This window comes from Microbacterium sp. Z11_20 (assembly GCF_057197605.1).
Window position 1 is genome coordinate 719,847 of sequence record NZ_JBXVOQ010000001.1, and the last position, 20,903, is coordinate 740,749.

Annotated in this window: 18 protein-coding genes and 1 pseudogene; 11 read left to right on the top strand and 8 right to left on the bottom strand. The window is 69.3% G+C overall.

All coding sequences use genetic code 11. The features are described 5' to 3' along the window. Positions 1 to 42: 42 nt before the first annotated feature. Complete coding sequence (gene sucB / locus AC2DFQ_RS03460) at positions 43 to 1,833, top strand: 2-oxoglutarate dehydrogenase, E2 component, dihydrolipoamide succinyltransferase (protein ID WP_484532949.1); 1,791 nt, start codon at positions 43 to 45, stop codon at positions 1,831 to 1,833. On the opposite strand, the gene AC2DFQ_RS03465 is transcribed toward sucB, so the two are convergent. Then, the gene (locus tag AC2DFQ_RS03465; protein ID WP_484532950.1) at positions 1,834 to 3,108 is read right to left on the bottom strand and encodes a hypothetical protein; all 1,275 of its coding nucleotides are present in this window, start codon (positions 3,106 to 3,108) and stop codon (positions 1,834 to 1,836) included. Between the two features lie 121 nt (positions 3,109 to 3,229). Here AC2DFQ_RS03465 and AC2DFQ_RS03470 point away from each other — a divergent pair, with 121 nt between their 5' ends. Further along, complete coding sequence (locus AC2DFQ_RS03470; RefSeq protein ID WP_484509228.1) at positions 3,230 to 3,940, top strand: DUF4191 domain-containing protein; 711 nt, start codon at positions 3,230 to 3,232, stop codon at positions 3,938 to 3,940. A gap of 51 nt (positions 3,941 to 3,991) precedes the next feature. Here the strand turns inward: AC2DFQ_RS03470 and AC2DFQ_RS03475 are convergent, their stop codons facing one another. Next, the gene (locus tag AC2DFQ_RS03475) at positions 3,992 to 4,393 is read right to left on the bottom strand and encodes an RDD family protein (protein ID WP_484532951.1); all 402 of its coding nucleotides are present in this window, start codon (positions 4,391 to 4,393) and stop codon (positions 3,992 to 3,994) included. A gap of 136 nt (positions 4,394 to 4,529) precedes the next feature. On the opposite strand from AC2DFQ_RS03475, the gene glnA (AC2DFQ_RS03480) reads away from it, so the two are divergent. Then, on the top strand, positions 4,530 to 5,954 hold the full coding sequence (gene glnA / locus AC2DFQ_RS03480) for a type I glutamate--ammonia ligase (RefSeq protein WP_484509226.1): 1,425 nt from the start codon (positions 4,530 to 4,532) through the stop codon (positions 5,952 to 5,954). A gap of 117 nt (positions 5,955 to 6,071) precedes the next feature. Here glnA (AC2DFQ_RS03480) and AC2DFQ_RS03485 read toward each other — a convergent pair whose 3' ends face one another. Further along, positions 6,072 to 6,944 (bottom strand): glycerophosphodiester phosphodiesterase, encoded by an 873-nt coding sequence (locus AC2DFQ_RS03485; protein WP_484532952.1) that lies wholly within the window; start codon positions 6,942 to 6,944, stop codon positions 6,072 to 6,074. A gap of 279 nt (positions 6,945 to 7,223) precedes the next feature. Here AC2DFQ_RS03485 and AC2DFQ_RS03490 point away from each other — a divergent pair, with 279 nt between their 5' ends. Together AC2DFQ_RS03490 and AC2DFQ_RS03495 are read left to right on the top strand one after the other, a co-directional pair. After that, a complete protein-coding gene (locus AC2DFQ_RS03490; protein WP_484532953.1) occupies positions 7,224 to 7,730 on the top strand; it encodes an AAA family ATPase in 507 nt (168 codons plus the stop codon). Positions 7,731 to 7,830: 100 nt separating this feature from the next. Then, complete coding sequence (locus tag AC2DFQ_RS03495) at positions 7,831 to 8,175, top strand: avidin-fold protein (RefSeq protein ID WP_484532954.1); 345 nt, start codon at positions 7,831 to 7,833, stop codon at positions 8,173 to 8,175. A 4-nt stretch (positions 8,176 to 8,179) separates the two neighbouring features. Here AC2DFQ_RS03495 and AC2DFQ_RS03500 read toward each other — a convergent pair whose 3' ends face one another. Then, positions 8,180 to 8,713 (bottom strand): Lrp/AsnC family transcriptional regulator, encoded by a 534-nt coding sequence (locus AC2DFQ_RS03500; RefSeq protein ID WP_484509222.1) that lies wholly within the window; start codon positions 8,711 to 8,713, stop codon positions 8,180 to 8,182. A 172-nt stretch (positions 8,714 to 8,885) separates the two neighbouring features. Between AC2DFQ_RS03500 and AC2DFQ_RS03505 the strand changes: the two genes are divergently transcribed. Genes AC2DFQ_RS03505 through AC2DFQ_RS03525 form a run of 5 tightly spaced genes read left to right on the top strand, consistent with a single transcriptional unit; the run spans position 8,886 to position 14,133 of the window. Continuing rightward, the gene (locus tag AC2DFQ_RS03505) at positions 8,886 to 10,472 is read left to right on the top strand and encodes an ABC transporter substrate-binding protein (RefSeq protein WP_484532955.1); all 1,587 of its coding nucleotides are present in this window, start codon (positions 8,886 to 8,888) and stop codon (positions 10,470 to 10,472) included. A 1-nt stretch (position 10,473) separates the two neighbouring features. Beyond that, positions 10,474 to 11,538, top strand: coding sequence for an ABC transporter permease (locus AC2DFQ_RS03510; protein ID WP_484532956.1), 1,065 nt, complete (start codon positions 10,474 to 10,476; stop codon positions 11,536 to 11,538). Then, a complete protein-coding gene (locus AC2DFQ_RS03515) occupies positions 11,535 to 12,467 on the top strand; it encodes an ABC transporter permease (protein WP_484532957.1) in 933 nt (310 codons plus the stop codon). The genes AC2DFQ_RS03510 and AC2DFQ_RS03515 overlap by 4 nt, the downstream gene beginning before the upstream one ends. Continuing rightward, a complete protein-coding gene (locus tag AC2DFQ_RS03520; protein WP_484532958.1) occupies positions 12,464 to 13,288 on the top strand; it encodes an ABC transporter ATP-binding protein in 825 nt (274 codons plus the stop codon). The genes AC2DFQ_RS03515 and AC2DFQ_RS03520 overlap by 4 nt, the downstream gene beginning before the upstream one ends. Further along, a complete protein-coding gene (locus AC2DFQ_RS03525) occupies positions 13,285 to 14,133 on the top strand; it encodes an ABC transporter ATP-binding protein (protein ID WP_484532959.1) in 849 nt (282 codons plus the stop codon). The genes AC2DFQ_RS03520 and AC2DFQ_RS03525 overlap by 4 nt, the downstream gene beginning before the upstream one ends. A gap of 3 nt (positions 14,134 to 14,136) precedes the next feature. On the opposite strand, the pseudogene AC2DFQ_RS03530 reads toward AC2DFQ_RS03525, so the two are convergent. The 4 genes and pseudogenes from AC2DFQ_RS03530 to AC2DFQ_RS03545 form a co-directional block, all read right to left on the bottom strand. Beyond that, positions 14,137 to 15,118, bottom strand: a pseudogene (locus AC2DFQ_RS03530) (epimerase). Next, the gene (locus AC2DFQ_RS03535) at positions 15,111 to 18,107 is read right to left on the bottom strand and encodes a bifunctional [glutamine synthetase] adenylyltransferase/[glutamine synthetase]-adenylyl-L-tyrosine phosphorylase (RefSeq protein WP_484532960.1); all 2,997 of its coding nucleotides are present in this window, start codon (positions 18,105 to 18,107) and stop codon (positions 15,111 to 15,113) included. The pseudogene AC2DFQ_RS03530 and the gene AC2DFQ_RS03535 overlap by 8 nt, the downstream one beginning before the upstream one ends. Positions 18,108 to 18,121: 14 nt before the next feature. Continuing rightward, complete coding sequence (gene glnA / locus AC2DFQ_RS03540; protein WP_484509212.1) at positions 18,122 to 19,462, bottom strand: type I glutamate--ammonia ligase; 1,341 nt, start codon at positions 19,460 to 19,462, stop codon at positions 18,122 to 18,124. Between the two features lie 20 nt (positions 19,463 to 19,482). Then, positions 19,483 to 19,737, bottom strand: coding sequence for an SPOR domain-containing protein (locus tag AC2DFQ_RS03545; protein WP_484509211.1), 255 nt, complete (start codon positions 19,735 to 19,737; stop codon positions 19,483 to 19,485). Positions 19,738 to 19,783: 46 nt separating this feature from the next. On the opposite strand from AC2DFQ_RS03545, the gene ppgK reads away from it, so the two are divergent. Then, positions 19,784 to 20,578 carry a polyphosphate--glucose phosphotransferase gene (gene ppgK, locus AC2DFQ_RS03550; protein ID WP_484532961.1) on the top strand — a complete coding sequence of 265 codons (795 nt, stop codon included), beginning with the start codon at positions 19,784 to 19,786 and terminating at the stop codon, positions 20,576 to 20,578. The last annotated feature ends 325 nt before the right edge of the window (positions 20,579 to 20,903 follow it).

A 20,903-nucleotide genomic window follows, 5' to 3' on the forward strand; every position in this document is an offset into this window, starting at 1 on the left:
CACTAAGCTAGATACGAATCCGCTTCTGAAGGAGACAAACTCATGAGCACTTCCGTCGTCCTCCCCGCGCTCGGTGAGAGCGTCACCGAGGGAACGGTCACCCGCTGGCTCAAGAAGGTCGGTGACACGATCCAGGAGGACGAGGGCCTGCTGGAGATCTCGACCGACAAGGTCGACACCGAGATCCCGTCGCCCGTCAGCGGAGTGATCGAAGAGATCCTCGTCCAGGAGGACGAAACCGTCGAGGTCGGCGCCGTGCTCGCGAAGATCGGCGATGGCGCCGTCGCGTCGAGCGACGACGCACCGGCCACAGAAGCCGCACCCGCCGAGGCCGCAGCCCCCGCGGCTGCGGCGCCCGCACCTGCCGCCGAGCAGCCCGCCCCGGCAGCCGAGCAGCCTGCAGCGGAGCAGCCCGCGCCGGCAGCCGAGCAGCCCGCGCAGAGTGGCGGCGAGAGCCGCGAGGTCGTGCTCCCCGAGCTGGGTGAGAGCGTCACCGAAGGCACCGTTACCCGCTGGCTGAAGCAGGTCGGCGACGAGGTCGCCCTGGACGAACCGCTCCTGGAGATCTCCACCGACAAGGTCGACACCGAGATCCCGTCGCCGGTGGCCGGTGTCCTGCAGGAAGTGCTCGTCGCCGAGGACGAGACCGTGGCGGTGGGCGCGGCACTCGCCCGCATCGGCAGTGGATCCGCACCGGCTCCCGCCGCGGAGACCGCACCGGAGGCGCCGTCGGTCGACAAGCCGGCTGAGGCCGACCAGGCACCCGCGCAACCGCAGCCCGACGCAGCCCCCGCCGAAGCCGCCCCGGCCGAGGCGCCCGCCGAGCCGGAGAAGCCCGCACCGACGCCCCCCGCATCGACTCCGGCTCCCGAGCCCCCGGCGACGTCATCGGAGCCCCTCGCCGCATCCAACGATGAGATCACCTACGTCACGCCGCTCGTGCGTCGCCTCGCGCAGCAGCAGGGTGTCGACCTGTCGACAGTGACCGGTACCGGCGTGGGTGGCCGCATCCGCAAGGAAGACGTGCTGAAGGCCGCCGAGGCTGCCGCGCAGGCGCCCGCTCAGGAACCCGCTGCCGCGCCGGCTGCCCCCGCGCCGGCCGCTCTCGAGGTGTCGCCGTTGCGCGGTACGACGCAACCGATGTCTCGCCTGCGGAAGGTGCTCGCCGAGCGCGCCGTCGCATCGATGCAGGCGACCGCTCAGCTCACGACGGTGGTCGAGGTGGATGTCACGAAGCTGGCGTCGTACCGCGACCGGGTCAAGGCGGAGTTCCAGGAGAAGACGGGCGACAAGCTGTCGTTCCTCCCCTTCTTCGTGCTGGCCGCCGCCGAGGCGCTGCCGGCGTACCCCGTCATCAACTCCACGGTGGACGGCGAGAGCATCGTGTACCCGCCGACGGAGAACATCTCCATCGCAGTGGACACCGAGCGTGGACTGCTGACCCCTGTGGTGCGCGATGCAGGCACGAAGAATCTCGCGCAGGTCGCACATGAAATCGCCGACCTCGCCGCACGCACCCGTAACAACAAGCTGAAGCCGGATGAGCTTGCCGGAGGCACCTTCACCGTCACCAACACCGGGTCGCGCGGCGCCTTGTTCGACACTCCCCTGGTGTTCCTGCCCCAGTCGGCGATCCTCGGTACGGGAATCGTCGTGAAGCGACCCGGCATCGTGAGCGTCGACGGCAAGGACGCGATCTCCGTGCGGTCGTACGTGTACCTGGCGCTGTCCTACGACCACCGCGTGGTCGACGGGGCGGACGCGGCGCGGTTCCTCTCCGCCGTCAAGTCCCGCCTCGAGGCTGCCCAGTTCGAGGGCAACCTCGGCATCTGATCAGGCAGGCGGATCCGCGACATCGAAGGCGTCGCGGATCCGCCACCCCTCGGGGGTCGTGACAACGGTCACGAGCTGCGAGGGTGCTTGCGGGGCATCCACCCGCAGCACCGCGATCCCGCCGAAGTCGTCCAGCAGCGCGATCGAGCGCTCCGGCGCATCGATGGCGCCGCCGGGGAGCTCCTTGTCGGCATCCTCCTGGGAGGTGGCGCGGCACTGCGCGTCCGCGCACGATTCGCGCGTCTCCAGCAGGAGCCGCAGCGCCTCGGATGCGTCGACCGGACCGGCCTCCGGCGGGATCGATGCGCCCGGGGCGGGCGTCTCCGGCACGGGCGACGGCGCGGCAGATGCCGGGGCGGCCTCCGCACCGATGGCCGCTGTCGAGCCCGAGGCGTCGGGCCAGCTCAGCCCCACCACCAGGACAACGGTCGCCAAGCCGCCCGCCCAGAGGACCGGGCGGAGCCTGCCGCGACCCGGGCGCTTGCCGCGCACCCGTAGTCGGTGCAGGACGTCGGAGACCGCATCGCTCAGTCCCGCGTCGGCGGCGAAGGCGAGACCGCTCCACCAGGTGCGGCGCGGTTCTTCGCTCTCGGGGGCGCCTGCCTCCTCCGGCGGCACCTCCCTTCGCGCCCGAACCGGGCCGATCACCTCCGTCATGAGCGGTTCCGGGTCGGCGGCGGCGAACAGGGCGTCCTCGTAGCGCTCGGCATGGCGTGGCAGGACCCTCGACTCCGTCAGTGCGCCGTGCACCTCGGCCAGCGCGTCGCGCAGGGTGGCGCCGTGTACGTCATGCACGAGCATCTCCACGATGTCTACCGAGGCCCGCGTGGCGTCGGTGTCTCCGGGGCCGCAGACGAGAACCGGCATCCCTTCGGCGGTGACCCACCACGACGCGGTGACGCTCTCCAGCTCCTCCGACAGTGCGGAGACCAGCCCGCGCAGCACGCTGACGCCCACCGTGAGCGCTTCACCGTCCGAGAGGGGCGCTCCCGCGCTCCGGCGGCGGGCGATCAGCCGATCGAGCCGATCGGCGACCGCGGGAAGGACGATGTCGTGCCCGTCGGGCCGGCGCACCACCTCCTGCGGCGCGAGCACGTGGGTGCCGGGCGGCGTGCGCCAGGCCGGCCAGTCACTCAGCAGGGTGCGGTCGACGAGGAGAACCGTCCCGCCGTCGGGCGACCGGGCCAGGGTTCCCTCGAACGGGGCCTCGGGCGGCCCGACCGCGCGGATGCCGGGATACGCCGTGTAGGCGGACGGGATGGCGGGTGATCGCACACGTCCACCATCGTCGTACGGATGGGTTCGTGTGCTGCTGCACGGCGGAACCGGGGACAACGCCGCGCGAAGATCGGTTGTGCAGGACGGATGATGCGGACGCGGAAGCTAGAATCGAGGCATGGCCGCCCGCAGTTCCGCCCCCGAGAAGCGCCCCGGCTTCTTCTCGCAGCTTCGTACCCTCTTCCGGTTCACGCGCGAGGCCTACCGCTGGCTTCCTTTCGCCTTGATCGGCATCGTGCTGGCCGGCATCGGGCTGGGCATCCTGATCGGTTTCCTGATCCAGCCGGTGGCCGTGTGGAGCGTCATCCTGTGGGCCGTCACCGGCCTGATGGCCGGCATCCTGGGCGCGATGATCACCATGACGCGCCTGTCGACCAAGGCCATGTACAAGAAGATCGACGGCATGCCCGGCGCGGCCGGCCACGTCCTGTCGACCGGTCTCGGCCGCAGCTGGAGCGCCTCGGACATGCCGGTCGGCGTGAACCCCCGGACGCAGGAGGCGGTCTATCGTGCGGTGGGCCGCGGCGGTGTCGTCATCATCGGCGAAGGCGCCCGCGGCCGTCTCACTCGACTCGTGAACGACGAGCGCTCGAAGGTGCAGCGCGTCGCGTCGGGGGTTCCGGTGACCGTCTTGTATGTCGGGCACGGTGAGGGCGAGGTCCCCATCGGAAAGCTTGCCGCGACGATCAAGTCGCTGCCCAAGAAGATCGACCGTGCGACAATGGCCGCCGTCATGAAGCGCATCGACTCGGTGTCGCAGTCGGTGACGTCACTCCCGATCCCCAAGGGCGTGGACCCGACGAAGGTGCGCGCGCCGCGTCCCCGCTGATCCACGCATACCGCCGCCCGGGCACAGGCGTCTGCTGAGCCTGCTGACGGGTCAGGCCCGCACCAGCACGGTGCCGGCTGCCTTGTCGTGAAGACCGCGGTTGTCGGCATCCCAGATCACCGCGGGGATGACGGCGGCCAGCAGAACCGATCGCACGATCGGCCGCCACAGCCCCGGCCATCCGCCGGTGACGCGCTGCACCCGCATCCCGAAGAGGCGGTGGCCGGGGCTGCCGCCGATCGTGGGGATGAACAGGATCTGCACGATCACGAAGATCGCCGTCGTGGCGAGGGGGTCGTAAGCGAAGAACGCGATCGAGATGACGACCGCGCACGCCCAGTCGACGATGAGGGCGCCCACTCGTCTGCCGAGCGTCGCAAGGCTGCCGCTCCCCTGCGCGGGAAGCCCCAATCGCTCACCGGGATAGGAGTCGGCGGGAAATTCCTCGGGCATTTCCTCAGCCTAATGACGCACGCGTAACATGCCGGAAACATAGGAGACACTGCCGGGCAATGCCCTCTGGGTAGGTTCGACGGGTCAGCCCTGGCAGGCTTGGCGTATCCCGATGCCCTACCTCTGGAGTCTTCACATGTTCAAAGATTCATCCGAGGTGCTGAAGTTCATCCAGGACGAGGACGTCAAATTCCTCGACATCCGGTTCACGGATCTCCCGGGCGTGCAGCAGCACTTCAACATCCCCGCCTCCACCGTCGACGAAGACTTCTTCACCGTCGGGCAGCTGTTCGACGGCTCCTCGATCCGCGGGTTCGCGAACATCCACGAGTCCGACATGCAGCTCATCCCGGATGTGACCACGGCCTACCTCGACCCGTTCCGCGAGGCCAAGACGCTCATCATGGTCTTCGACATCTACAACCCGCGCAACGGCGAGATCTACTCGAAGGACCCGCGTCAGGTCGCCAAGAAGGCTGAGAAGTACCTCGCCTCCACCGGCATCGCCGACACCGCCTACTTCGCCCCGGAGGCGGAGTTCTACATCTTCGACGACGTCCGCTACGAGGTGAAGCAGAACACGAGCTTCTACGCGGTGGACTCCGAGGAAGGCGCGTGGAACACCGGCCGCGCCGAAGAAGGCGGCAACCTGGCCAACAAGACGCCCTACAAGGGCGGCTACTTCCCCGTCTCCCCCGTCGACAAGCAGGCCGACCTGCGCGACGACATCAGCCTCAAGCTCATCGATGCCGGTCTCATCCTCGAGCGCGCGCACCACGAGGTGGGCACGGGCGGTCAGGCGGAGATCAACTACCGCTTCGACACGATGGTGCACGCCGCCGACGACATCTTGAAGTTCAAGTACATCGTGAAGAACACGGCGCTCGAGTGGGGCAAGGTCGCAACCTTCATGCCCAAGCCGCTGTTCGGTGACAACGGTTCGGGCATGCACACCCACCAGTCGCTGTGGAACGACGGCACGCCGCTGTTCTACGACGAGACTGGCTACGCCGGCCTCTCGGATCTCGCGCGCTGGTACATCGGCGGCATCCTCGCCCACGCCCCCGCCATCCTGGCCTTCACAAACCCGACGCTGAACAGCTACCACCGTCTGGTGAAGGGCTTCGAGGCGCCGGTGAACCTGGTGTACTCGGCGGGCAACCGCTCGGCGGCCATCCGGATCCCGATCACGGGCTCCAACCCCAAGGCCAAGCGCATCGAGTTCCGCGCTCCGGATGCCTCGGGCAACCCGTACCTCGCCTTCGCGGCGCAGCTGATGGCGGGCATCGACGGCATCAACAACCGCATCGAGCCCCACGAGCCGGTGGACAAGGACCTGTACGAGCTGCCGGCCGAGGAGGCCAAGGGCATCCCCCAGGTTCCGAACTCGCTGCTGGACTCGCTCGAGGCCCTCCGCGCCGACCACGAGTTCCTTCTCGCCGGTGGCGTCTTCACCGAGGAGCTCATCGAGACCTGGATCGAGTACAAGATCGAGAACGAGATCCAGCCGATCGCGCAGCGTCCGCACCCGTTCGAGTACGAGCTGTACTTCGGGGTGTAACGACTCCGACGGCCTCCACTCCTCCGAACTCCCGTCGCCGGCACGGGAGTTCGGAGGAGTTTCGGCTTCCGAGAACATCCGCGACAATGTGCGGTGCTGCCCGCAAGCGGAGGATCGTTAGCGCTTCTCGCGGTTGCGCTGGGCGAGCAGGTCTTCCAGCACGTCGGGACGGTTGGTAATGATCCCGTCGACGCCGTAGTCGAGCAGGCGCGCCATGTCGGCGGCCTCATTGACCGTGTAGGGGTTGATGACCATGCCGGCCTCGTGCACCGCGTCGACGTAGTCGGCCGTCACGGCACCGTAATTGGGGTTGACCTGGTCAGCCCACTGGCCGAATGTGGCGAGGTCGGCGACGGGCACCGTGCCCAGGAGGCCCACCGGCACCTCAGGCAGCAGCTCGGTGAAGGTCGCCATCGACTCCCAGTTGAAGCTCTGCACCGCGAGACGCTCGCTCGCGACGGCGGATGTGAGGTAGCCGGGGAACGAGTCGAAGACGTCGGCGACCACCTGCTCGACACCCGGGTACCGCTCGGGTGCCTTGAGCTCCATGATGATGCCCGAGCGGCTCGACCGCACCTGCTTCACCATCTCCGCGAGCGTGGGGACCGGCTCGCCGGAGAACTCCTCGCCGAACCAAGACCCGGCATCGAGCTGCTTGATCTCCTCCAGTGTGAAGTCCACGACGTTCCACGGCGCGCGGTCGGGGAAGACCTCCTCGACGTTCGTGGTGCGGCTCAAGGTGGTGTCGTGCATCAGAACGGCCACGCCGTCCTTGCTGAGCTGCACATCCGACTCGATCCAGGTTGCCGCCTGCCGGATCCCGACCTCGAACGCGGCGAGCGTGTTCTCCGGCGCGTAGGCCATGGCACCGCGGTGAGCCGTGGTGATGACCGAGACCTTCTCCGGCTGGGCGGCGAGGGCCGGGGTGGCGACGAGCGACAGCCCGACGATGCCGGCCGCGGTGGCCAGCGTGAGCGTGCGAGTACGCATTGTTGTTCTCCTTGGGGGGTGGGGGATCGAACGCCCCCACGCTCCCGTCCACGCGTAACGTGACCGTGTCGTCGAGGTGAACGATCACGGAAAGGTGCGACCGGGTACTCGCGTCGCGTGAGGCGTCATCAGGCCCGCTCCACGGGGAGCCACAGCTCGGTGCTCGCGGCGCCGAAGTCGGGCAGTCCGCCCGCAGCGGCTGACGAAAAGAGACCTCCGAGACGCACTCGGGGGGCTCTTTCGCGCGCTCGGCGCACGAGGATTAGATATGTTCGCCGCATGGGGCAGAAGAACTACCTGATCGAGGGTGTCTCCGGAACGGGGAAGACGGCCGTCTGCCACGAGTTGCGTCGGCGCGGCTATCACGCCATCAACGGCGATCGCGAGCTCGCTTACCAGGGAGACCCCGATACAGGCGAGCCACGGGACGACGTGACGGGCGTCGCGGCACACGATCACCACGTCTGGCGAGTAGATCAGGTCGAATCCCTCATCAATGACCGGAGCCGGCCCGTGACTTTCTTCTGCGGCGGATCACGGAACTTTGGTTTTCTCAAGCTCTTCGACGACGTCTTCGTACTGACCGTCGACACCGAAACACTGGGCCGACGACTGGACGAGCGCCCCGAGGACGAATGGGGAGGCCGAGCCGGATCGGCGGAGCGCGCGTTGATCGAACAGCTGCACCGGACGGGACCAGACACTCCGCAGGGAGGTGTCGCTATCGATGCGACGCGACCCCTCGCAGCAGTGGTCGACGACATCCTGGGCAGGATTCACGGGTAGCGGACCGCCCCGGACCATCGCTCGCCGGGATGGCGTCCTCCCGTGCGGGCTCGGTCCTTCGGTTTGACAGCGATCGCCCGGCTCGGGCGATACTCGTGGGGTGTCTACCTCCGTGATCGACCTCGACGGACTCCGCTTCGCAATGGTGTCCTCCACCGCCAGCGTCGTCGACCCCCAGTCCCCCACCACCTTCACCTACCACCAGGACGGCCGGCTCGTCTGGGGCGAATACACCGGCGACACCGTCACCGAGGGGCGCTTCGTCGGCGGTGTCGAGGGCGACATCGTCGGAATCTCCTTCGCCCATGCACTGGTAGCCGATGGCTCCGTGGTCCGTGGCAGCGCGGACAGCCGCATCGAGCTCGACGACGACGGCCGGATGCGACTCGTCGAGAGCTTCGCGGTGGGCGACGTCGCCCACGAGAGCATCTGCATCCAACTCTGAGCGTTCAGCCGGCGGGCCGGTCGGTGCTCGTCGCAACGAAGCGCATCAACCCGCGCTCGGGGAGCACCTGCTCGCGCGCGGGGATGTCGGTGGGCAGCACGTACGGTCGCTCGAACACCTCGTTGAGGATCAGGACGGTCTCCACCCGGGCCACCTGCGGCAGCGAGCCGATACCACCCACCACGAGCGAATGGATGCCTTCGACGTCGACGCTGCGCACGAGGAGCATGATGTCGTGCTCGCCGGTGGTGATCTTGGCCGACTCCACCTCCGGCAGCCCGCGGACGGCAGCGAAGAACTCCTCCCAGCTCTGCGGATGCACCGAGCAGAACACCAGCGCGCACACCCCGAGGCCGGCCCTCGCGGGATCGACGCGGGCCGCGTACCCGGTGATCACCCCGGCCCGCGTGAGGGCCTCGACCCGGCTGTAGGCGCTGGCGCGCGAAATTCCCACGGATGCCGCCAGTGCGGCAATCGAAACACGACCGTCACGTCGCAGCTCGCTGAGGATGTCATAGCCGATTTTGTCGATCTGCACGGCTGATCGTCCAGCCGGATCCGTGCGCGGTTCGCTCATATTGGACATAATGCCCGCACGCTTCCCGCTGGTCAACGGAACGTGGAAGGGGGGCGGGTATTGTCGGATACAGTGCCCGAAAAGCTCCTGGACAGTCTCGAGATGTCCAGCACCCGACCCAGGAGGACCCACCGTGGCCCGACCCCACCCCCGTGCCGCCGCAGCGCTCATCGCGGTAGCCGCTCTCGCCCTCGCCGGCTGCTCCGGCGGGAACTCGGCCGACAACGGCTCCGCGGGCGACGACGCATCCGCCACGCTCGTCGTCGACACCGCCTTCTCGCTCGAGACCGGCGACCCGGGCCGCAACTACGTGCCCACGGGCAACATGGTGCTGCACGCGGTGTATGACACGCTGCTGACGCTCACGGGCGACGACACCACTCCGCAGCCGTCTCTGGCGACGATGGAGCAGAACGAGGAGGCGACGGAGTTCACCTTCACGCTGGATGAGGACCGCGTCTTCTCGGACGGTTCCCCGGTGACCGCGGACGACGTGGTGTTCTCCCTGAACCGCGTCGCGGGCATGACCGATTCGAAGGCGAACTTCCTCATGGCCGGCATCACGGTCGAGAAGGTCGATGACACCACCGTCGTGCTCACGACAGAGGAGCCCTCGCTGCAGCTTCCGGCGATCGTGACCAACCCGTCGCTGTCCATCCTCAACGCCGAAGAGGTCGAGGCCAACGGCGGCACGACGGACCCCAGCGACGCGGCTCAGTCGTTCCTGGACGGCGCGTCGGCGGGGTCGGGCCCGTACCTTCTGGAGTCGCTCGACCTGACGACCCAGGTCGTCCTGGTGGAGAACCCCGAGTACAACGGCCCCGCCTCAGCCGAGTACGACAAGATCGTCGTGCGCAACGTGACCGAGAGCGCCACCCAGCTGATCAACCTGAAGGGCGGGGACTCGAACGTCGCCGTGGACCTCAGCGGCGACCAGGTCGAGGGTCTCGACGACGGTTTCGTGGTCGACTCGGTGCCGTCGGCTGAGACGATCTTCCTCCTGATCAATCAGAACCCCGAGGTCGCTCCGGCCACAGCCAGCCCCGAGTTCGCTGAGGCGGTGCGCTACGCGCTCGACTACGACAAGATCCTCGAGCTCGCCGGCGCCGGCGCCGCGCAGGCAACCGGCGTCATCCCGCCGATGTTCGCCGGTGCGGTGGAGGACGGCGTCACCCAGGATCTGGAACAGGCGCAGGCCGCTCTGGCAGAGTCCGGCTACGCCGGCGAGACGGTGACGCTGCAGTTCCCGAACGACAACCCCGTCGGTGGCGTGGAGTTCACCCCGGTCGCCGAGCGGGTGCAGGAGCAGCTGAAGGCTGTCGGCATCACCGTCGAACTCGCCCCCGCTCCCTTCGCCACCGAGATCGACCCGTACGTCAACGGCACGGGCGCGTTCTCGATGTGGTACTGGGGCCCCGACTACGCCGACTCCTCCTCGTTCCTGCCGTTCGGCCCTGGCGAGAAGGTGGGCCTCCGCGCCGGATGGGATGCTGAGGCAGCCGCTGAGATCGCGGAGCTCGTGACAACGGCCCGCAACGCCACCTCCGTCGACGAGCGCGAGCAGGCCTTCAGCTCGTTCGCCGCCGCCATGCAGGAGGCGGGCCCGTTCGTGCCGCTGATCGTCCCGGGTAACAACATCGCCAGCGACGACTCCGTCACCGGCCTGACGTACAACCCGACCTGGACGCTCGACCTCACGACGCTCGCCCCCGCACAGTGACGTGACGTCGTCCACCTCGCCCGCTCGTCGCATCGGAGCAGGCCGGCATTCGCTGGCCCGGTTCCTGGTGCGGCGAGCGGGCACCTCCGTCATCCTCCTGCTCGGCGTCGTGCTGGTCACGTTCCTGCTCACCGTGATGGTGCCGGGCGATCCGGTACGTGCCGCGCTGGGTGAGGGCGCTTCATCCAACCCGGCCACGGTCGCGGCATACGAGGCCAAGTACGGGCTCGATAAGTCGGTGCCTGAGCGCTTCGGGCTGTATCTCGGCAACCTCCTGCAGGGCGATCTGGGCACCTCGATCAGCACGGGCCGCCCCGTCGCCGCCGACCTGGCCAAGGCCGTCCCAGCCACGGGTGAGGTCGCGTTCTACGCGATCATCCTGAGCCTCGGCGTGGCCATCGTCCTCGGCACACTCGCCGCGTACCGCCGCGGCAAGGCGACAGACCAGGTGGTGCGCGTGGTCTCGCTCGTGGGACTGAGCATCCCGACCTTCTGGATGGCGATCCTCGCGTACAACTTCTTCTTCCTCGAACTGGGCTGGGTGCGCGGCTCGGGCCGACTGTCGCCCACCATCACTCCCCCACCCGGCGTCACGGGCTTCTACACGATCGACTTCCTCCTCAATGGGGATTCCGTCGGGTTCTTCGACGCCGTCAGTCATCTGGCACTCCCGGTGCTCGTACTGAGCCTCTTCACGATCGCGCTGCTGACCCGCTTCATCCGCACATCGGTCCTCGAAGTCCTCGACGCCGATTACGCGCGCGCAGCCCGAGCCAAGGGACTGACCGGCACCCGCGTCGTGTTCGGCTACGTGCTGCGCGGGGCGGCACTCCCCATCCTCACGATGGTGGGGATCGCGTTCGGCACGCTGCTGTCGGGCACCGTGCTCGTCGAAGCCGTGTTCGCGTGGCCCGGGCTGGGCACGTATGCGTACAACGCCGCCAAGGGCCTGGACCTGCTCGCCGTCACCGGCGTCGGCCTGGTCATCGGCGTGATCTATCTCGTCATCAACCTCGTGATCGACATCCTGTACGGCGCGCTGGACCCCCGGGTGAGGCTGTCATGAACCTGTTGCTTCCGGTGAGCGTCGCGCCCAGGCGTCGACGACGCCTCCCCGCGGCGTGGCGCACCCCGTTGGCGGTGATCGGCGTCGTCATCGCCGCCGGGTGGATCATCGTGGCGCTGCTCGCGCCGTGGATCTCGCCCTACGACCCGCTCGCGCAGGAACTGCCGCGCCTGACCGCCCCCAACGGCGAGGCCATCATGGGAACCGACGCGAACGGCCGCGACGTGTTCTCGCGCCTCATCGCCGGGGCTCAGACCACGATCCCCCTCGCGCTTGTGCTCGTCGTGTGCGCGATGCTCATCGGCACGGTCCTCGGCGCAGTCGCCGGATACGTCGGCGGCTGGGTGGACGAGGTGCTCATGCGGGTCACCGACATGGTGATGGCGTTCCCGACCGTGATCCTCGCGATGGTGATCGCCGCGGCCCTCGGCCCGTCGATCATGAACGCGGTGATCGCCGGCATCATCGTCGCGTGGCCGCAGTACGCCCGCATCACGCGTTCGCTCGTGCTGAGCCTGCGGAACCAGAACTACGTCGTCGCCGGTCGCCTACTGGGTTACTCGCCGCTGCGGTCGCTCCGCGTGGACATCCTGCCCAACATCGGCGGCCCGGTGCTCGTGCTGGCCGCCCTCGACATCGGAACGGCGATCCTTCTGCTCTCCGGGCTGTCGTTCCTGGGGCTGGGGGCGCAGCCGCCCACCCCGGAGTGGGGCGCGATGATCTCCGCCGCCATGCAGCACATCGACGCCTGGTGGCTGGGACTCTTCCCGGGCCTGGCGATCCTCACGGTCGTGATGGCGTTCAACTTCATCGGCGACTCGCTGCGGGACGCCCTCGACCCCCTCGCGGCCCGGGAGCGCGCCGCCGAGAGCGCGACGCCGGATGCTGTGGGCACCGCCCCCTCCGATGCGAAGGAGGCGGTGCGGTGAACGCCCTGACGATCAGCGATCTGCGGGTCGAGCTCGGCCCACGCGGCGCACGCACCGAGGTGGTGCGCGGCATCGACCTCACGCTGCGCCCGGGCGCGATCCAGGGCCTGGCTGGCGAATCGGGGTCGGGCAAGAGCATGACCGCGCTGGCCGTGCTCGGATTGCTCCCCGCCGCCGGCACGGCATCGGGCTCGATCCGGCTCGGAGACGAGGAGCTCGTCGGCATGCCGCGGCGGCGGTACCGCTCCGTGCGCGGCCGGCGGATCGGGATGGTGTTCCAGGACCCGTCGGCGAGCCTGCACCCCCAGCTGACCGTGGGTGCCCAGCTGACCGACGTCATGCGCACCCACCTCGGGCTCTCCCGCGCCCAGGCCCGGACACGGGCCGCCGAACTGCTCGATCGCGTCCGGGTCCCGGAGCCGGATGCGGCGCTGAAGAAATTCCCCCACCAGTTCTCCGGCGGTCAGCGCCAGCGTGTCGCGATCGCCATCGCGCTGGCGTGCGACCCCGAGGTGCTGCTCGCCGACGAGCCCACGACCGCGCTGGACGTGACCGTGCAGGCGGGGGTCCTCCACCTGCTGCGCGACCTCGCCACCGAGCGGGATCTCGCCGTGCTGCTGGTCACCCACGACCTCGGCGTCATGAGCGCCGTCGCCGATGATGTCGCCGTCATGCGCCACGGGCGCATCGTCGAATGGGGAACGCGGGCGCAGGTGTTCACCGCGCCTCGGCACCACTACACGCGCGAGCTGCTGGCTGCCATGCCCGACGCGCAGGAGCCGCTCGTGGACATCCGGATCACGGGAGAGGACGACCGATGACGGGACCGATCCTGGACGTCGACAACCTGGTCGTCGAGTACGGCGGCCGCGCCGCCGTGCGCGCGGTGGATGGTGTGTCGTTGTGCATCGCCGCCGGCGAGGTTCTGGCGCTGGTCGGCGAGAGCGGCTGCGGCAAGTCGTCGACCGCGAGAGCCGTCGTAGGCATGGAGCGCCCCCGCGCAGGCACCGTGTCGTACCGCGGCGCCTCGGTGCCGCCGCTCGGCTTGCGTACGCGACCCAGCGCTCTGACGGCCATCCAGATGGTCTTCCAAGACCCCAACTCGTCGCTGAACCCGCGCACGCGCGTCGCGCAGCAGATCGCCGACGGCGCCCGGGCGGCGCGCATCCGCGGCGTGTCCTCCCCCCGCCCGGAGGAGTGGCTCGAGGCGGTGGGCCTGACAGCATCCTTCGCAACCCGCTATCCGCACCAGCTCTCCGGCGGGCAGCGTCAGCGCGTGGCGATCGCCCGTGCCCTGGCGGCCCGGCCAGACCTCATCGTCGCGGACGAGCCCATCTCCGCCCTCGACGCCTCGGCGCAGGCATCGGTGGCCGGGATGATGCGCACCCTCTGCCTGGGGTCGGGCGCGGGGATGCTGTTCATCTCGCACGACCTGTCGGTGGTGCGGCTCATGGCCGACCGTGTCGCGGTGATGTACCGGGGCCGCATCGTGGAGTCCGGTCCGACGCCGCTGGTCTGGTCCGACCCCGTACACCCGTACACACGCGACCTGCTCGCCGCCATCCCCCACCCGGACGGCACGGGGACGCTCCCCGCCGCGCCCGCCGCGGAGGCACCCGAGGCATGGTCGTCGCTCATTCCGGCAGCCCTCGACCGCGCTGCGTGAGGCTCAGCGCCTCACCACATCCGCGACCGCGTCGTCGAGGAACGGATGCTGGAAGGTGAAACCGGCGTCCGTGAGCCTCTGGGGCAGCACCCAGCGGCTCTTGAGCACGAGTTCGGGCTCGGTCCGCAGCGCCCACATCGCCGGCTCCAGCATCCACCGGTAGGCGGGAAGGCCGACGGGCATTCCCACGGCACGACGGAGCGTCCGCATCAGCGCACGGTTGTCGACCGGATGCGGGCTTGCGAGGTTCACCGGCCCGGAGATCTCGTCGTGCTGCACCAGGAAAATGCACGGCGGCGAGCACGTCGTCGAGGTGGATCCAGCTGAACATCTGGCGGCCGCGGGTGCGGCGGTTCGGTGGCTGCCCGTCACCGCTGCGGGAGAGGCCGATGCCGCGATACCGCCTGTGCGGGAACCACCATCCGTCCCGTTGCGGGCCGCCCAGTCCGGTGCGGGCGAGCCGTAGCAGCGTCCGCGTGGCCGGCCCATCGCCGAGCACGATCGCCATCCGCAGCGCGACGCGCCGGGTCTCCGGCAGCTGTCCCGCGAAGAACTCCCGCTCCCACGCGGTGGCGACATCCACGGAGAATCCGGTGCCCACCTCTCCCCCGCGCTCGGTGTTCGGCCGGTCGAGGGCGTGCCGGTAGATCGTCGCGGTGGACGCGTTCAGCCATACCCGCGGCGGTCGCATGGCAGCGCCCACCGCTTCACGGAGGTCGCGGGTCGTCTGCACCCGCGACCGGAGGATCTCGTAGCGCTTCGCGTCGGTATAGCGGCAATTCACCGATCTACCGGCGAGGTTGATGAGGATGTCCGCACCGTCGACCAGCGCGGCCAGTCGCTCCTGCTCCCCCCACACGGCGTCGCCGCGGCGACCGATCGTCTGGACCCGGTAGCCGCGAGCGGTGAGCGACCGGCTGAGCGCCTGACCCACGAAACCGCTGGCGCCGGCGATGACCGCTCGGCGTTCGTGCGCGTCAGCCATAGAACAGCTTCTCGAAGACCCGTCGCGCGCGGCGGGTGGTGGCGAGGTAGTCCTCCTCGATCTGCGTGGCCGAGCGGGGCGGATACTCCAGGATCCGCCCGATACCGTCGAGCTTGGCGCGATCGACGGGGAGCACGTCGCTCGTCTGCCACGACAGCAGCGTCGCGGCAGAGCGCAGGCGGCTCGCCAGGCGCCACGCGGCCACCAGCCGCGCCGCCTCGGGGTCGCCCACCAGCCCGGCCTGGCGGGCCGCCTCCAGAGCGTCGAGCGTGGACGTGGTGCGCATGGCCGGCACCGCGTGAGCGTGCTGCAGCTGCAGGATCTGCACGAGCCACTCCACGTCGCTGAGCGAGCCCGGTCCGAGCTTCAAGTGCCGCGCCGGGTCGGCGCCCTGCGGGAGGCGCTCGTTCTCCACGCGTGCTTTGATGCGCTTGATCTCACGGAGGCCATGGGGGTCGACCTGCGCGGGGTAGCGCACCTCATCGGCGAGGGCGGTGAACTCCGCGATCAGCGTGACGCTCCCGGCCACACCCCGGGCGCGCAGGAGCGCCTGCGCCTCCCACGACAGGGACCAGCGCCGGTAGTACTCGGCGTAGGCCTCCAGCGAGCGCGCCATCGGACCGTTGCGTCCTTCCGGGCGGAGTCCCGCATCCAGATCCAGCGGCAGGCGATGATCCTCGGAGTATCTGCGCAGCCCCGCCACCAGCTGGAGCGACAACTCGTGGGCGCGCTGCGGGTCGACGCCGTTGGCCCGGTACACGTACATCACGTCGGCGTCGGAGCCGAACCCGAGCTCGCGGCCGCCGAAGCGGCCCATGCCGATCACCGCGAAATCCAGTGCCTCGTCCTCGGGCGGCACGACCTCGCGCCACACGGCACGGAGGGTCGCCTGAATGGTCGCCTCCGTGATCGTGGTGAGGGCACCGGCCAACTCGTCGATGGTCAGCACGCCGAGCACGGCCGCCATGGCCGTTCGGAGCATCTCCCGCCGGCGCAGGGTGCGCACCGAGCGCATCGCGTCCTCGATCGAGGTGTGCCGGGTCTGGATGGCCCGGGCCTCCTCCTGGAGGGCGATACCGCTACGCGGGCGGAGGAGCGCGTCGTCGTCGAGCCACGCGGCCGACTCGGGGATCCACTCCATGAGCTCGCCGACGTACCGCGACCCCGAAAGGAGGCGGGTGAGCCGTTCCGCCGCACCCGCGGAATCCCGCAGCATCCGCAGGAACCAGGGCGTGTCGCCCAGGCGCTCACTGATGCGCCGGAAGGCGAGGAGCCCGTAGTCGGGATCGACGCCCTCGGCGAACCACCGGATCATGATCGGCATGAGGTGGCGCTGGATCGTCGCCTTCCTGCTCAGCCCGGTCGTGAGGGCGGCGATGTGACGCAGCGCCCCGGCCGGATCGCGGAACCCGATGGCCGCCAGGCGGTCGTGCGCCTGCTCCGGCGAGAGCGTGCGTTCCTCCTCGCCCAGTCCCGCGACCGCACTCAACAGCGGCCGGTAGAAGAGCCGCACGTGGATGTCGCGGACCTCGCGCTTGATCGCCTCCCAGCGCTCCTGCACGCCGGCGCCGCTATCGGCGATGCGCGTGGCCCGCGCGAGCACCCGCAGCTCGTCCGGGCGCGACGGCATGAGGTGGGTTCGGCGCAGGCCGCGCAGCTGAAGACGGTGCTCGATCACCCGGAGCAGCCGGTAATCCGTCGCGAACGCCCCCGCCTCCGCGCGTCCGATGTAGCCCTCGGCGACCAGCGCATCGAGGGCCTGGAGCGTGCCGCGCTGCCGGATGCGGTCGTCGGTGAGCCCGTGCACCAGCTGCAGGAGCTGCACGGTGAATTCGACGTCACGGATTCCGCCCGGACCGAGCTTCACCTGACGGGGGACCTCGTCGGCGGGGATGTTGTCGGTGACGCGTTCGCGCATCCGCTGCACGCTGTCGACGAAGTTCTCGCGGGCGGCACTGGTCCAGACCTTGGGTTGCACGGCCCCGACGTACTCGTCGCCGAGGGCGGTGTCACCGGCGATGGGGCGCGCCTTCAGGAGGGCCTGGAACTCCCAGCTCTTCGCCCACCGGTCGTAGTAGGTCAGGTGCGAGGCGAGGGATCGGACGAGCGCACCCTGCTTCCCCTCGGGCCGGAGGTTCGGGTCGACCTCCCACAGCGGGGGTTCGATCTCCGGACCGGAGATGCCGCGCATCGTCTGCACCGCGAGGCGGGTGGCGATGTCGATCGCCCGCGGTTCGGCGACGGTCGCCTCATCCGAGGTTCCCCCGACGAAGATCACGTCCACGTCGCTGACGTAGTTCAGCTCCCGTGCTCCGGCCTTCCCCATTGCCACGATCGCCAGCCGCGTGGCCGCCACCTGCGCGCGGGGGAAAAGCGCCGGGGAGCCGCCGGCCCCCGCCACGCGCGCCCGTGCGACGGCGAGCGAGGCTTCCAGGGCGGCGCCGGCGGCATCGGCCAGTCGCGCGGCCACCTCGTCGACGACGTCGGCGGGATCGGGCTGCGAGAGGTCGAACGCCGCGATCCGCGCCAGCGCGCGGCGGTAGGCCACCCGAAGCGCCACCCACGACTCGTCGGCTCCCGATGCGGCGAAACCCTCCGCGGCGCCGACGGCCGCCAGCATCCCGTCGCGAAGCTCGCCCTCATCCGGCAGGTGATCGCCTGCCCCCCGCAGATGCGCGAGCTCGTCGGGATGCCGCTGGTAGAAGTCCGCGAAACCCGTGGATGCGCCCACCAGTCGCCAGAGCGCCGGCCACCCCTGTGCGTCCGACGCGAGCGCGCGCACGGCATCCGCGTCGCGCCGGGCGATGCGCACGACGGCACTCAGTGCGCCGTCGGGGTCGGCACCCAGCGACGCCATGTCGGCGAGCTCGTCGCGGCTCCGACCGACCGCGTCCGAGAGTTCCGCGAGGAACTCGTCGGCCTCACCCAACCGGGTGAATCCGCGGCGGGCGAGCGCTGTGAGCGCACCGGTGCGTTCCCCCGACGTCATCGCCGGCCCCTGCGTCAGAGCATCTCGAGGTTGCTGCGAAGCTCGAACGGCGTCACCTGCGAGCGGTACTCCTGCCATTCGCGGCGCTTGTTGAGCAGCACGTAGTTGAAGACCTGCTCGCCGAGCGTCTCGGCGACCAGCTCGGACTCCTCCATGTACCCCAGCGCGTCATCCAGGCTCTGCGGAAGCGGCGCGTACCCCAGAGCACGGCGTTCGGCGTCGGAGAGCGACCAGACGTTGTCTTCGGCCTCGGCGGGGAGTTCGTACTCCTCTTCGATGCCCTTGAGCCCGGCCGAGAGCATGAGCGCGTAGGCGAGGTAGGGATTGGCCGCCGAGTCCAGCGCCCGATACTCCACGCGTGAGGACTGGCCCTTGTTCGGCTTGTACAGCGGAACGCGCACGAGGGCCGAGCGGTTGTTGTGGCCCCAGCAGATGAAGCTCGGCGCCTCGTCGCCGCCCCACAGCCGCTTGTAGGAGTTGACGAATTGATTCGTCACCGCCGAGATCTCGTTGGCGTGACGCAGCAGACCGGCGATGAAGTGACGGCCGACCTTGGACAGCTGGTACTGCGCACCCTCCTGATAGAAGGCATTCAGGTCGCCCTCGAACAGCGACATATGCGTGTGCATGCCGCTGCCGGGCTGACCGCTGAGGGGCTTCGGCATGAACGTCGCGTACACGCCCTGCTCGATGGCGACCTCTTTGATCACCGTGCGGAAGGTCATGATGTTGTCGGCGGTGGTCAGCGCGTCGGCGTACCGCAGGTCGATCTCGTTCTGTCCCGGACCGCCCTCGTGGTGGCTGTACTCCACGGAGATGCCGAGGTCCTCCAGCATCCGCACCGAACGCCGACGGAAGTCGTGCGCGGTACCGCCGGGGACGTTGTCGAAGTAGCCGGCGGAGTCCACCGGCTCGGGCCGGCCGTCGGGTCCGACGGTGGAGGACTTCAGCAGGTAGAACTCGATCTCGGGGTGGGTGTAGAACGTGAACCCGGCGTCGGCCGCTTTGGCCAGCGTCCGCTTCAGCACATGCCGCGGGTCGGCGACCGCCGGTGCGCCGTCGGGCGTCGTGATGTCGCAGAACATGCGCGCGGTGGGGTCGATCTCTCCCCGCCACGGCAGGATCTGGAAGGTCGTGGGGTCGGGGTGGGCGAGCAGGTCCGACTCGTACGACCGGGTCAGCCCCTCGATCGCCGATCCGTCGAATCCGAGCCCCTCGGCGAAGGCGCCCTCCACCTCGGCCGGCGCGATGGCGACGGATTTGAGTGTGCCGATGACGTCTGTGAACCACAGGCGCACGAACTTCACGCCGCGCTCCTCGATCGTGCGCAGTACGAAGTCCCGCTGCTTGTCCATGTCTCCCCTTCGTTCCCGGACTAGTTCCGGGAGCCTTCGGCGCCCCAAGTGTCGTCTCGCGCCTCGTCCTCGCTCCACGCGCGCGCCCGTTCCTTGAACAGCTCGGGCGCTCGCGCGGCCTCCTCGGCCGTGTCGAACGGGCCCGCACGGTCAACCGCCGGAGACGCGAACCCGCGCTCGACCGAACCGGTCGTGAGGTTGTACCAGTACTTTTCGCTGTCGCCGCTCACCGTGACTCCCTGCGTTCGCGTGCGCCCCGGATCGGCCGGTGCCACATTCGATCCTACTGATGCGCGCCGCGACGCTGGATAGGCTGGACGCATGGCATCCAAGGCGTCGCGCGCGGTCGGAGTGGACATCGGCGGAACCGGCATCAAGGCGGGGGTGGTGGACCTCGAGGCCGGTGAGCTGGTCAGCGACCGCATAAAGGTGCCGACGCCCGCCGGTGCCGAGCCGACAGACGTCCTGGCCGCCGTCACCGAGGTGCTCGACCGGCTGGGGGTCGCCGACGACGATTCGCTCGCGCTCGGGGTCGCATTCCCGGCGATCGTGAAGAACGGGCGGACCCTGTCGGCGGCGAACGTGTCGGAGAAGTGGATCGGCTTCGAGGCCGAGAAGTTCTTCGAGGACGGGCTCGGCCGCGACATCCACTTCGCCAACGACGCCGACGTCGCCGGCATCGCGGAAGTCCGCTTCGGTGCGGCGAAGGATGTCGACGGCCTGGTGATCCTCACGACGCTGGGCACGGGGATCGGCTCCGCCATGATCTACGACGGCGTGCTCATCCCGAACAGCGAACTCGGACACCTCCAGCGCGCGAACCACAAGCGCGACGCCGAGGGGTATGCCGCCTACTCCGCGATGGAGCGCGAGGGCCTGTCGTGGGAGAAATGGGCTGCTCGTCTGCAGTGGTACTACGACTACGTCGAGTTCCTCTTCAGCCCCGACCTGATCATCGTCGGTGGCGGGGTCTCCAAGCACGCGGACGAGTTCTTGCACCTGCTGAAGCTGAAGGCCCCCATCATCCCGGCGGTGCATCGCAACAACGCCGGCATCATCGGTGCCGCAGCTCTCGGACTGGCGGTGCCCGAGGCGCTGCCGGCGGTCGGCGCGTAGCGGAGGCGATCTTCACGGCGAGGAGGCGCACACGGCGTTGGCCGCTCTACGATCGAGGTATGAGCAGGCAACGCTAGCCCCATCCGGGGGCGGCGACGACGAAGGGGACACCCCTGTGCGTGGCATGCTCTGCGACCTTTTGTTCCGCCTGTTTGGGCACCGCGTCTGCTGCGGACGCATCCCGGCCTGGACGGCTCGGGTGGGCCAGCGGTGGGACACCTATGACCGTGCACCGCTGAACCTGTACAACGTCATCTGGTGCATGCAGAACTGGATCCGGTCCGGGATGACGAACTAGCGCCGGCCTCGGCGAGGGCCCGTCTTC